Source organism: Micromonospora sp. NPDC049230 (assembly GCF_040647875.1).
Classification (GTDB): domain Bacteria; phylum Actinomycetota; class Actinomycetes; order Mycobacteriales; family Micromonosporaceae; genus Micromonospora.
Genome location: NZ_JBEZCZ010000060.1, coordinates 21,602 through 32,993 on the forward strand (window position 1 = coordinate 21,602; position 11,392 = coordinate 32,993).

An 11,392-nucleotide genomic window follows, 5' to 3' on the forward strand; every position below is an offset into this window, starting at 1 on the left:
GGTCGCCGCCGCGACGACCACCCCTGGACGTCCCGCGCCGGCGGTAGCCTCGCCCGGTGAGCTGGCTACCCGACGACTTCGTCCACCCCGTCCGTGTGCCCGTACCCACCACCACGCTGCACCTGCGGCCGATCCGGGAGGCGGACACCGCGCTCGACTACCCGGCCGTGATGGGCTCCCGGGAACGCCTGTGGGAGATCTTCGGCCCGGCCTGGGCCTGGCCCCCGGCGACGATGACCTACGAACAGGACCGCGTCGACCTGCTGCGGCACGAGGAGGAGATCGCCGCACACCAGTCGTTCAACTACGCGCTGTTCGACGAGGAGGAGACGGCGCTGCTCGGCTGTGTCTACGTCGACCCGCCCGAGCGCGTCGGCGCGGACGCCGAGATCTCCTGGTGGGTGGTGGACGACCTCGTCGGTGGCGAGGCGGAGCGCGCGCTCGACGCGCTGGTGCCCCGGTGGATCGCCGCCGACTGGCCCTTCCAGCGGCCCCGCTGTCTGGGCCACGACATCACCTGGCCGGACTGGCTCGCGCTGCCGCGCCCCTCGTGACACGTCCGGGATGGTTCCTTCGGGCGCGACCTGCGTCGAGGGCCGCAGGGGTCGGCCCGGGGGTGGCGATCATGCGCTCCACCTGGGCCTTCGTGCGCGGAGCGGGCGACGGGAATCGAACCCGCGTAGTCAGTTTGGAAGGTGCCTTTATCGGCAGACGTCACCCCTGGTTGGCCTGGTCACTCACGCTCTCCGTGCTGCTGTGGGACGACGCTGATCGCTCCTGTTGACCCTTGCTGACCGGTCCAACGGGCACGCGTCGGGCACGTCTCCCCGTCCCGCCAGCCCCTTTGGGGCAGGCCCCTGGTCGGCGGCGTGAGCGGCCTGCGAAGCGGGCCGCCTTGAACCCGTATAGAAAGTTCTCACCGCATCAAGCAGCAAGCCCTGTCCGACTTTGCTTGATGCGTTACAGGTCGACTTCACATGATGGGTGACACTCCGCCGAGCGTTGGTGGAGTTGTCCGTGACTGCCGGATCGTGCGATCACGAAAACCCGTACCTTAGCGTTCCGGGTCCTCTGCGAAGACCTGGGCCGCGACCTGGTAGCCGTCGAACGCGCGTGCTACGCCGGCATAGACCGCGACCTGAAGGAAGACTTCGGCGATCTCTTCCTTGGTGGCGCCGGCGTTGAGCGCGATGCGGAGCTGACCGCGTAGCGGCTCCAGGACGCCGAGTGTTGCCGCGATGGTTACAGATACCAGTGCCCGCGTCTGCGTATCTAGGTGCTCGGTGCGCGGCCAAACGTCGCCGAAGGCGTGCATCGTCGCGATCCGCTTGAAGTCTGCGCCGTTGGCTGGCTCACCAGGGGTAGCGCCAAGAAAGCGCTCCAAGCGGAAGCCCAGCAGGCGCTCAGCCGTGTCCAGCGCGGCGGCGTATCCCGGGTCTGTCGCCGCCGTTGCCTGATGGTCCGCCATGATGCTTACTCTTCCATCTACCAGGGCAAAGCAGGCGAGAACGGGCACTTCGACCGCAGCTGAAGGCCACCGAGACATAGCCAGGTGCAAGTGAGATCATCTAGCCGGATGTGTAACGGATCAAGTGACAGCAATCCGTAACGCATCAAGTGGAGCCCGACATCAAGCAGCAAGCCCAAGCAGCTCCTGTGCGCGAGCATGAACTGCCGAACCTCGGGAACGGCGCTGAAAGGCTTCATCCGCTGCTGGAGGTCACGCACCGTTGCGATACAGCGGCTGGAGTTCACCGACGCGGCAAGGTCTACAACTTGGAGACTCTGGCTGCTGCCGCTTCGATGTCGTGGCGCGTGAGAGCACCTACAGCGAGGGCGGCATGGCTGAGCGCCCCCCTTCGTGCTCGCCCTTGCCTTCTCGCTCCCTCGGCTGATTCTTGCGCGAATCGCTCTAGCTGGCTGACCTGCCCGAGATCCCGGAAGCAGTGAGCAGCTTCTCCGAATAGGTACGGCGCATCGATAAACTTCGCCCACTCTGGCTCGTCAGCATGCACGACTCGGCCGAACGTCTGCTCGGCTCGCGCGACCGCCCGACCCGCCTCGGTTTCCTCGCCCAACGCGGCGAGTGCCCGTGCCTCCAGGATGTAGAGGTCGGCCATGCATGCCGGTGACTCGACCTCGGTAAACCCTCGTCGACCGGATCGCGCGAGCATCAGTGCTTCGCGGGGATGGCCAAGCAGGTGCGCCTGATCGGACATGCCCGCCAGGATGTGTGCTCCAAGGGCTACTGAGCCGGACGCCTGAGCCAGGTGAAGCGCCTGAATCGAGTACCGCTGAGCTAGGCCGTGCTCGCCATCGTCGTAGGCCATCCATCCGATCAGGTAGGCCAACTCGGCTGCTGCCTCGTAGAGCGCCCGCTCGACCGGTCTTTGATGGTCGCGCTTCAGCAGGGGAACGACATAGCTGCTCATGTACTCAATCAGGGCGGTACGAGCGTGGCCGCCACCGCGCATGACATCCATCTCTTGAAACAGCCCCGGACCGTCGACCTCTACCGGTGGCTGTACCGCAAGTACATCGAGCCCACCCTGAGCACTGTCCTGCTCAGCGACCTCACGCCCGGCATGGTCCGGGCTTGGCACGCCGAACTCGTCGCGGCCGGTGCTAAAGCCACCATGACCGCCAAGGCGTACCGGCTCCTGCACGGCCGCCTGATCTTCGGCCCGCCCAAGTCAGCCGCCGGCCGTCGCTCCGTCACCATCCCGGCTGCTATCCGTGCCGAGGTGCGGGCACACCTGCGGGACTTCGTGTCCGCCGAGACTGGCGCCCTGGTCTTCACCGGCGCGAAGGGCGCTGTCCTGCGCCGTTCCACCTTCCAGAACGCGTCGCGCTGGTCTGCCTCGGTCATCGCCGCCGGGCTGCCCGGTTTTCACTTCCACGACCTGCGGCACACCGGCAACCCCCTTGCCGCCGGCACCGGTGCCAGCCTGGCTGACCTGATGGCCTGCATGGGACACGGTTCTGCCCGAGCCGGGATGATCTATCAGCACGCCACCGCCGAGCGCGACAAGTCCGTCGCCGGATCGCTCAGTGCCGGCATCACTGAGGAACGCGATCGGGCACGCAACGGGCACGCTCGGAAAAACAAGCGATAGGCATGAGTGTGGCCCAGGTCGGAAACCATCCCTGACCTGGGCCACTGTCGCTGAGCGGGCGACGGGAATCGAACCCGCGTAGTCAGTTTGGAAGACTGAAGCTCTACCATTGAGCTACGCCCGCGTGCACCTCGCCGAAACGAGGCGCGCGGACAGCGTACCCAATGCCGTTGCCGACCGCGCAGCCACGCCACCGCCCGGCAGCACCGCGTTGCCCGCGCGTCGCGTCGCCACACCTCGAAGATCCACTCGACATTCAGGATGTCGCGGTCTCCGCGCGCCCGGGATGCCGCGACTTCCGGAAAGTCGAGTGGATCTCGGCCCGCGAGGCCCGCGAGGCCCGCGAGGCCGCGCGCAGGCCGAGGGGCGTTCGGGGTATTTCGGGTGAAGTGTCCGAGTAGCGGGTGCCCCGGCACCGCCTGAGTCGCGCCGACGGCATAGACTGCACGTCGCCACGGGGTGTGGCGCAGCTTGGTAGCGCACTCGCTTTGGGAGCGAGGGGCCGTGGGTTCAAATCCCGCCACCCCGACTGTCGTCCGCGGCCGGGCCGCCCCGGGTGCCGCACACCGCGGTTCCCGGGCGCTGCCGGAGCGTCAGGCCGGCTCGCCTACACTCGATGGGCTGAATCACGCCCAGACTCAACTGAGATCCGTCAAGGAGTACGCCTGTGAAGAGCACCGTCGAGACTCTGAGCCCGACGCGCGTGCGGCTCGCCATCGAGGTGCCGTTCGTCGAGCTCGAGCCGAGCCTCAAGAAGGCGTACCGGGAGATCGGTTCGCAGGTCCAGGTCCCGGGCTTCCGCCGGGGCAAGGTGCCGACCGCGGTCATCGACCAGCGGGTGGGCCGGAGCACCGTCCTCAACGAGGCGGTGCAGGAGGCCATCCCGGAGAACATCCTCGCCGCCGTGCGTGAGCACGACCTCAAGACGCTCGGGCGCCCCGAGGTCGAGATCACCGAGTTCAACGACGGTGACTCGCTCAACTTCACCGCCGAGGTCGATGTCCGTCCGGAGATCACCATCCCGGACGCGTCCTCCATCGAGGTGACAGTCGACGAGCTCCAGATCGACGAGAGCGAGATCGACGAGCAGGTGAAGAACCTGCGGGAGCGTTTCGCGACCCTCAAGACGGTCGAGCGGGCCGCGGCCGAGGGTGACTACGTCCAGATCGACCTGAACGCGACAGTCGACGGCGAGGACGTGCCGGGCGGCCAGGCGAGCAACATCTCCCACGAGGTGGGCAGCAAGCAGCTCCTGCCCGGCCTCGACGAGGCAGTCGTCGGTCTCGCCGCCGGCGAGGACACCACCTTCACCACCCAGCTGGTCGGCGGCGACTTCGCCGGTCGGGACGCCGAGGTGGCGGTGACCGTGCGCACGGTCAAGGAGAAGGAGCTGCCCGAGCTGAACGACGAGTTCGCCCAGATGGCGAGCGAGTTCGACACGATCGAGGAGCTGCGCGGCGACCTGCGTTCCCGGGTCACCCAGGGCAAGCAGGTCGAGCAGATCTACGCCGCTCGGGACAAGGCGCTGGCCCAGCTGGTCGAGGCCGCCGACATCCCGGCGCCGGAGGGTGTCGTCCGCGAGGAGGTCGAGAGCCGCAAGCAGGCGATGGTCGACCAGCTGGAGCGGATCGGCGCCTCCATGGAGGAATACCTCGCGGCCGAGGACAAGACCGAGGAGCAGATCGACGCCGAGCTGACCGAGGCGGCGACCGAGGGCGTCAAGGTCCAGCTCCTGCTGGACACGCTTGCCGACGCGGAGGACGTGCAGGTCTCCGACGACGAGTTCGGGCACGAGATCGTGCACCGGGCACAGCGCGCCGGGATGGCTCCCCAGCAGTACTACGACCAGCTGGTGCGCTCCGGCGCGGCCGCCGCGGTCTTCGGCGACGTGCGGCGGGGCAAGGCGCTCGCCGCCGTCATGGAGCGGATCACGATCAAGGACTCGGCAGGCAACGAGGTCACCCTCGACGCGCTGCGTGCCGCCAACGAGGCGGAGCACAACCACGACCACTGATCGTCGGGTGCGGCCGCCGTCCGCCGCTGTGCGGTGGATGGCGGCCGTTCTCCTTTTCCGGGTACGCCCGGGCAGCAAGCACTGCCGGGTCCGCCGGGCAGCAAGCACTGCCGGGGTACGCCCGGAAGCCCGCGCCGCGGGTACCCCGACACAGCTGCGCTGAGAGCGAACAGTGCCCCGACCGGGACTCTGCCGCCCCGCACAGCGGTTAGTGTCGGGAAAGACGGTACGGAGAGCGAAGGGCTGCCATGACCGACATGCACATCCCCAAGAAGTCGCTCCGGGCGATTGACGCGCGCGGTGGCGACTCCATTGGCAACCTCGACGACTCGGTCTACAACCGGTTGCTCAAGGAACGCATCATCTTCCTGGGCAGTGAGGTGACCGACCAGGTCGCCAACCGCATCTGCGCGCAGCTGCTGCTGCTCGCCGCGGAGGACCCGGACCGCGACATCAACCTGTGGATCAACTCGCCGGGTGGCTCGGTCTACTCCGGCATGGCGATCTACGACACCATGCAGTTCATCGACAACGACGTGTCGACAGTGGCGATGGGCATGGCTGCCTCGATGGGCCAGCTGCTGCTCTGCGCGGGCACCAAGGGCAAGCGGTACGCCCTGCCCCACGCACGGATCATGATGCACCAGCCGTCCGGTGGTCTGGGCGGCACGGCGTCCGACATCGCCATCCAGGCGGAGCAGATGCTCTACACGAAGCGGATGTTCCAGGAGCGGGTCGCGCACCACACCGGCCAGAGCCAGTCGCAGATCGAGGCCGACTCGGACCGGGACCGTTGGTTCACCGCCCAGGAGGCCATGGACTACGGCTTCATCGACAAGGTGATCATCGGGGCCGCCCAGGTTCCGGATGGCGCCGGGACCCTGAGCTGAGGAGCTGACGATGACCGATCTGAGCCTGCCGCCCCAGTTCGCGGCCGTGCACAACCGCTATGTGCTGCCGTCGTTCGTCGAGCGCACGTCGTACGGGGTCAAGGAGTCGAACCCGTACAACAAGCTCTTCGAGGACCGGATCATCTTCCTCGGCGTCCAGGTGGACGACGCGTCGGCCAACGACGTGATGGCCCAGCTGCTGACGCTCGAGGGCACCGACCCGGACCGCGACATCATCATGTACATCAACTCGCCGGGTGGTTCGTTCACCGCCATGACGGCGATCTACGACACCATGCAGTACGTCCGTCCCGACATCCAGACGGTCTGCCTCGGGCAGGCCGCCAGCGCGGCGGCGGTGTTGCTGTCCGCGGGCACCGCGGGTAAGCGGATGGCCCTTCCGAACTCGCGGATCATCATCCACCAGCCGGCCACCGAGGGCGGCTACGGGCAGGGCTCGGACATCGAGATCCAGGCCCGGGAGATCCTGCGGATGCGGACGCAGTTGGAGGACATGCTGTCCCGCCACTGCAACCGCCCGATCGAGCAGGTCCGCAAGGACATCGACCGTGACAAGATCATGACGGCCGAGGAGTCCAAGGAGTACGGGCTGGTCGACACGATCCTGACCAGCCGCAAGAAGGGTCTGCTGGCGACCCACTCCGCCAGCTGAGCAATACCGGGTCAGAGGTTGGCCGGGGCGTGCAGTTCCCGGCCGACCTCTGACACACCCGTTTTGGGGGTCGGAGAATGCCCCGCCAGCGGGTAACGTCGGGTCCGTACCGCTTCGTCGGTTGGGCCGGTGAAGTGAACCAAGCCGGGCGGCGCGCAGCGTCCGCAGGTCAGGGCCGGGTCTCCGGCCGATGAGTGCAGGGAGAACGTAGGTGGCACGGATCGGTGACGGCGGCGACCTACTGAAATGCTCCTTCTGCGGCAAGTCGCAGAAGCAGGTCAAGAAGCTCATCGCGGGCCCAGGGGTCTACATCTGCGACGAGTGCATCGATCTCTGCAACGAGATCATCGAAGAGGAGCTGGCCGAGTCCGGCGAGGTGAAGTGGGAAGAGCTTCCCAAGCCGATGGAGATCTGCCAGTTCCTCGACAACTACGTCGTGGGGCAGGACCAGGCCAAGAAGGCGCTCGCGGTCGCGGTCTACAACCACTACAAGCGGATCCAGGCAGAGGCGGCCAACGCGCCCGGCTCCGGCAGTGACGCCGTCGAGCTGGCCAAGTCCAACATCCTGCTGCTCGGCCCGACGGGTTGCGGCAAGACCCACCTGGCGCAGACCCTCGCCCGGATGTTGAACGTGCCGTTCGCCATCGCCGACGCCACGGCACTGACCGAGGCGGGCTACGTCGGCGAGGACGTGGAAAACATCCTCCTCAAGCTGATCCAGGCCGCGGACTACGACATCAAGCGCGCCGAGACCGGCATCATCTACATCGACGAGGTCGACAAGATCGCCCGTAAGTCGGAGAATCCGTCGATCACGCGGGACGTGTCCGGCGAGGGAGTCCAGCAGGCTCTGCTCAAGATGCTGGAGGGCACTGTCGCCAACGTGCCGCCGCAGGGCGGCCGTAAGCACCCGCACCAGGAGTTCATCCAGATCGACACCACTAACGTGCTGTTCATCTGCGGTGGCGCCTTCGCCGGTCTCGACCAGATCATCGAGTCCCGCACCGGGCAGGGCGGCACCGGCTTCGGCGCCCGGCTCCGGTCGGTGTCGGAGCGGTCGACCGACGACATCTTCAGCCAGGTCATGCCGGAAGACATGCTCAAGTTCGGGTTGATCCCGGAGTTCGTGGGCCGGCTTCCGGTGATCACAAACGTGCGCAGTCTGGACCGCAGCGCCCTGGTGCGGATCCTCACCGAGCCGCGCAACGCCCTGGTCCGGCAATACCAGCGCCTGTTCGAGCTGGACGGGGTCGAGCTCGAGTTCGACGAGCCGGCGCTAGAGGCGATCGCCGACCAGGCGATGCTGCGGGGCACCGGTGCACGTGGTCTGCGGGCCATCATCGAGGAAGTGCTGCTCTCCGCGATGTTCGAGGTGCCGAGCAACCCCGACGCCGCCCGGGTGTTGATCACCCGTGAGGTGGTCCTGGAAAACGTCAACCCGACGATCGTTCCGCGCGAGTTCACCGGGCGTCGTGCCCGGCGGGACCGCGAGGAGAAGTCGGCCTGATCCTCCGACGTCACGCCGGCCGCTCAGGGCCCGTGGCCAAAGCCCTTGGCTCGACCGAGGACTTCGACCACAGGCCCTACTCCTGACGCGGCCGGCGTGATCGCGTCCGGCGGTCCCATTCGCCCGACGGGGTGACGACCACCATCACCAGTAGAGCCGGCTCGTCGCTGTCGTTGCGGTAGCCGTGCTCTCGGTCGGCGTGAATCTCGATGGTCTCGCCGGCGCGGACGGGATGGTCCTGACCGCCGACCCGGACAATCACCGTGCCGTCCAGGATGTGCAGCACCTCACGGGTGCCGCGCGGATGGTCGAGGGACAGGTGCGCCTCTCCGGGCAGTAGTCGCCAGTCCCAGAGTTCGACGAGGTCCGGCTCGCCCAACCCACTCAACAGGCGGGCCGCGCCGCCGTGCTCGCCCTGCCAGAGCACGGGCGCCTCGTCCGCTGAGGTGATCTTCACGGCCCGCTCCTCGGCCGGTTCGAGGAGTTGCGCGATGTTGACGCCGAACGCGTCGGCGACCCGGCACAGCGTGCCGACGCTCGGGTTGGTGCGCGCACCCTCGATCTGCACGAGCATTCCCTTGCTCACCCCGGACCGACCGGCCAACTCGTCGAACGACCAGCCTCGGCGGGCCCGTAGCTCGCGTACCTGTCGGGCCACCGCGGCGGTCACCGCGCCCACCCGATCCGCTCCCGACTCGGTCATTAAACTATCCCTCGCGGTCACTATTGTGGTACGACAGATACATGCTACCCATTGTCCTGGCCGCGCTGTCCGCCGTCGCGTTCGGCACTGCCGACTTCTCCGGCGGCAAGGCGTCCCGGCAGGCCGACCCGATTGCCGTCACAGTGATCTCCCAACTGCTGAGTGTCCCGCTGCTCGCCGTGCTGGTGCTTGTCGTGCCCGGCACCCCGCACCTCGGCGACATCGGCTGGGGGCTTCTCGCCGGGCTCGCCGGCGCTGGCGGCGTCGTGCTGCTCTATCGGGCTCTCGCCAGCGGGATGATGGTCGTGGTGGCACCGGTCACCGCGATCACCGCCGCGGTGGTGCCGATCATCGCCGGCCTCTTCACCGCGTCCTTCCCGGGTGCCCTGGCGCTGACCGGCGCGGGCCTGGCGGTGCTGGCGATCGCCCTGGTCAGCCTGGGGGAGAGCGGCGGACGGCGCGCCGTTCCGGCACGGCTGATCGGGCTCGCCCTCGCCGCCGGGGCGCTGTTCGGCATCTTCTACACCCTCCTCGGCCAGGCCGACGAGAGCGCCGGCATGTGGCCGGTGGCGGCGGTGCGGGCAAGCTCCATCGCGTTCGGCCTCGCGCTGGCCGTCGGCACCGGGGTGCGGCTGCGCCTCGGGCGACGGGTGTTGGGCTGGGCCGCGGTCGCCGGTCTGCTCGACAGTGGCGCCAACGCCCTCTTCCTGGCCGCAGCCGCCCGTGGTCACCTGAGCATCGTCGCGGCTGTCGCGGCGCTCTACCCCGCCAGCACCGTGTTGCTGGCCCTGGCCGTCGACCGGGAGCGGCTGCGCGCGGTCCAGATCGCCGGGCTCGGCTTCGCCGCCGGTGCGCTGGTGCTGGCCAGCCTCTGACGCTGTCCGAGCGGCCCTTCCCGCCGTACCCTGTGCTCATGCGCGTCGCCGTCTGCCAGCTGAACGCCCGGGAGGACCGCAAGGCCAATCTGGCCGCCGCGGAGGTCCTGCTGGACCGCGCGGCCGCCGGCGGCGCGGACGTCGCCGTTCTACCGGAGTACGTCGACTATCTCGGCCCGGCCACCGGGATGCCCGAGCCGGAGCCGGTGGACGGCGAGGTGGGCACGTTCTTCTCCGAGATCGCCCGGCGGCTCGGGATCTGGGTGGTGGCGGGTTCCTTCCACGAGGCCGGCCCGGACCCGGAGCACACCTGGAACACGTCGCTCGTCTTCGACCGCGCGGGCCACCTTGCCGCGAGCTATCGCAAGATCCACCTGTACGACGTGGAAATCCCCGGGCGGGTCTCCTACCGTGAGTCGGCGAGTGTCTCGCCGGGAGCCCAACCGGTGGTGGTGGACATCGAGGGCGTACGAGTCGGCCTGTCGATCTGCTACGACCTGCGTTTCCCGGAGTTGTACCGACTGCTCGCCACCGACGGTGGCGCACAGCTGCTGGTGGTTCCCGCCGCATTCATGACGCACACCGGCCGGGACCACTGGGAGGTTCTGTTGCGAGCCCGGGCCATCGAGAACCAGTGCTTCGTGGCGGCGGCTGGCCAGACCGGCGATCACGACCCGGGTCGCACCTGCTTCGGACGCAGCATGGTGGTCGACCCCTGGGGGACTGTCCTCACCCAGTTGCCGGACGGCCCCGGGGTGTCCGTCGTCGACCTGGACCTCGACCGGCTTGCCGCGATCCGGGCCGAGTTGCCCAGCCTGGCCAACCGGCGGCTCTGAGCCTCAGCCCTCGAGGAGGACGCCGATCACCGCGAACCCGGCGATGACCGCGGCGGTCACCAGCAGCGCGGTGGTCATTCGGGATTTGCCCCGTCGGGCCAGTCGTCCCACCGAGAGCACCAGCACGACAAGCACCACCGCACCGATCACCACCTGCCAGAACGGCAGAAGAACGCCGAGTAGCGACTCCTCGGCGAGCACCCTGGTGCCGACCCCGGACTCATCCATGTCTGACACTCTGGCACGTCTGGACGACCCGCGTCGCCGGGTGCGCCGGGCGCCACCAGGTTCCGATCGATCCGAACCAGTGATGAACCTTGATTTGCCTTCTCCGGGCCATCCGCGTAACTTTCTCTCTGCACGGGGGAGGCCGGACAAACTGGCCGAGAACGGGCGCCAGGCTCGTGGCGGAAACGCCGAGCGAGACTGAGGATCGGGCGGTGCGGAACACTCCGGATACGGAGTTGCGAACGCGAAGCCGACCGGGTAGAGTTCTGAAGCCGGCAGGAGCCGGGCGGAGAGCCGCGAAGCGGTGATCGGCCGGTCTGCGGCTTCCCACGACAGTAACGACCGCCGGACACGGCGTGCGTCATCGTGGGTCCGGACGAACCAAATTGATCACCTCGAACATGAGGTTGACAATGAAAGTTCGACCAAGTAGGTTTGAGCGGTTGCCCCGAAACGGGGTTCCACTGAGGTGGGGCTTCTGGTCGGTGTGTGGTTGTTCTTTGAGAACTCAACAGGGTGCTTGTAAAGCCAGTGCCAATTATGATTTATA

Annotated in this window: 12 protein-coding genes and 2 tRNA genes; 9 read left to right on the top strand and 5 right to left on the bottom strand. The window is 67.8% G+C overall.

The window, feature by feature from the left end:
- The first annotated feature begins 56 nt into the window (after window positions 1-56).
- A complete protein-coding gene (locus AB0A95_RS32075) occupies window positions 57-554 on the top strand; it encodes a GNAT family N-acetyltransferase (protein WP_357559483.1) in 498 nt (165 codons plus the stop codon).
- Between the two features lie 500 nt (window positions 555-1,054).
- Here AB0A95_RS32075 and AB0A95_RS32080 read toward each other — a convergent pair whose 3' ends face one another.
- Window positions 1,055-1,468 carry a carboxymuconolactone decarboxylase family protein gene (locus AB0A95_RS32080; RefSeq protein ID WP_357559484.1) on the bottom strand — a complete coding sequence of 138 codons (414 nt, stop codon included), beginning with the start codon at window positions 1,466-1,468 and terminating at the stop codon, window positions 1,055-1,057.
- A gap of 301 nt (window positions 1,469-1,769) precedes the next feature.
- Window positions 1,770-2,432 (bottom strand): hypothetical protein, encoded by a 663-nt coding sequence (locus AB0A95_RS32085; RefSeq protein WP_357559485.1) that lies wholly within the window; start codon window positions 2,430-2,432, stop codon window positions 1,770-1,772.
- 24 nt (window positions 2,433-2,456) lie between these two features.
- On the opposite strand from AB0A95_RS32085, the gene AB0A95_RS32090 reads away from it, so the two are divergent.
- Window positions 2,457-3,116, top strand: a complete 660-nt coding sequence (locus tag AB0A95_RS32090) for a tyrosine-type recombinase/integrase (protein WP_357559486.1) — start codon at window positions 2,457-2,459, stop codon at window positions 3,114-3,116.
- A 53-nt stretch (window positions 3,117-3,169) separates the two neighbouring features.
- On the opposite strand, the gene AB0A95_RS32095 is transcribed toward AB0A95_RS32090, so the two are convergent.
- Window positions 3,170-3,240: transfer RNA gene (locus AB0A95_RS32095), tRNA-Gly, on the bottom strand.
- Window positions 3,241-3,571: 331 nt separating this feature from the next.
- On the opposite strand from AB0A95_RS32095, the gene AB0A95_RS32100 reads away from it, so the two are divergent.
- The 5 genes from AB0A95_RS32100 (at window position 3,572) to clpX (ending at window position 8,200) form a co-directional block, all read left to right on the top strand.
- Window positions 3,572-3,645 (top strand) — tRNA-Pro (locus tag AB0A95_RS32100).
- Window positions 3,646-3,783: 138 nt separating this feature from the next.
- Window positions 3,784-5,130 (top strand): trigger factor, encoded by a 1,347-nt coding sequence (gene tig, locus AB0A95_RS32105; RefSeq protein WP_357559487.1) that lies wholly within the window; start codon window positions 3,784-3,786, stop codon window positions 5,128-5,130.
- A 248-nt stretch (window positions 5,131-5,378) separates the two neighbouring features.
- Window positions 5,379-6,020: an ATP-dependent Clp protease proteolytic subunit gene (locus AB0A95_RS32110; protein ID WP_007464111.1), complete on the top strand. Its 642-nt coding sequence runs from the start codon at window positions 5,379-5,381 to the stop codon at window positions 6,018-6,020.
- Window positions 6,021-6,030: 10 nt separating this feature from the next.
- Entirely contained in the window at window positions 6,031-6,693 is a 663-nt protein-coding gene (locus tag AB0A95_RS32115) for an ATP-dependent Clp protease proteolytic subunit (protein ID WP_007464109.1), read from the top strand.
- A gap of 211 nt (window positions 6,694-6,904) precedes the next feature.
- Window positions 6,905-8,200 carry an ATP-dependent Clp protease ATP-binding subunit ClpX gene (gene clpX / locus AB0A95_RS32120; RefSeq protein ID WP_204941647.1) on the top strand — a complete coding sequence of 432 codons (1,296 nt, stop codon included), beginning with the start codon at window positions 6,905-6,907 and terminating at the stop codon, window positions 8,198-8,200.
- Between the two features lie 76 nt (window positions 8,201-8,276).
- On the opposite strand, the gene AB0A95_RS32125 is transcribed toward clpX, so the two are convergent.
- Window positions 8,277-8,903 carry an XRE family transcriptional regulator gene (locus AB0A95_RS32125; protein ID WP_357559488.1) on the bottom strand — a complete coding sequence of 209 codons (627 nt, stop codon included), beginning with the start codon at window positions 8,901-8,903 and terminating at the stop codon, window positions 8,277-8,279.
- 41 nt (window positions 8,904-8,944) lie between these two features.
- Between AB0A95_RS32125 and AB0A95_RS32130 the strand changes: the two genes are divergently transcribed.
- Both AB0A95_RS32130 and AB0A95_RS32135 read left to right on the top strand, forming a co-directional pair.
- Window positions 8,945-9,778, top strand: a complete 834-nt coding sequence (locus tag AB0A95_RS32130) for an EamA family transporter (RefSeq protein WP_357559489.1) — start codon at window positions 8,945-8,947, stop codon at window positions 9,776-9,778.
- Between the two features lie 38 nt (window positions 9,779-9,816).
- Entirely contained in the window at window positions 9,817-10,614 is a 798-nt protein-coding gene (locus AB0A95_RS32135) for a carbon-nitrogen hydrolase family protein (protein ID WP_357559490.1), read from the top strand.
- Window positions 10,615-10,617: 3 nt separating this feature from the next.
- Here AB0A95_RS32135 and AB0A95_RS32140 read toward each other — a convergent pair whose 3' ends face one another.
- On the bottom strand, window positions 10,618-10,842 hold the full coding sequence (locus AB0A95_RS32140) for a hypothetical protein (protein WP_357559491.1): 225 nt from the start codon (window positions 10,840-10,842) through the stop codon (window positions 10,618-10,620).
- Window positions 10,843-11,392 lie beyond the last annotated feature (550 nt).

Bases quoted from the DNA above. Each gene is read 5' to 3' on its own strand.
- AB0A95_RS32110 (WP_007464111.1), top strand. From the start codon at position 5,379: ATGACCGACATGCACATCCCCAAGAAGTCGCTCCGGGCGATTGACGCG.
- AB0A95_RS32115 (WP_007464109.1), top strand. From the start codon at position 6,031: ATGACCGATCTGAGCCTGCCGCCCCAGTTCGCGGCCGTGCACAACCGC.
- AB0A95_RS32130 (WP_357559489.1), top strand. From the start codon at position 8,945: ATGCTACCCATTGTCCTGGCCGCGCTGTCCGCCGTCGCGTTCGGCACT.
- AB0A95_RS32080 (WP_357559484.1), bottom strand. From the start codon at position 1,468: ATGGCGGACCATCAGGCAACGGCGGCGACAGACCCGGGATACGCCGCC.
- AB0A95_RS32135 (WP_357559490.1), top strand. From the start codon at position 9,817: ATGCGCGTCGCCGTCTGCCAGCTGAACGCCCGGGAGGACCGCAAGGCC.
- AB0A95_RS32125 (WP_357559488.1), bottom strand. From the start codon at position 8,903: ATGACCGAGTCGGGAGCGGATCGGGTGGGCGCGGTGACCGCCGCGGTG.
- AB0A95_RS32085 (WP_357559485.1), bottom strand. From the start codon at position 2,432: ATGAGCAGCTATGTCGTTCCCCTGCTGAAGCGCGACCATCAAAGACCG.
- AB0A95_RS32140 (WP_357559491.1), bottom strand. From the start codon at position 10,842: ATGGATGAGTCCGGGGTCGGCACCAGGGTGCTCGCCGAGGAGTCGCTA.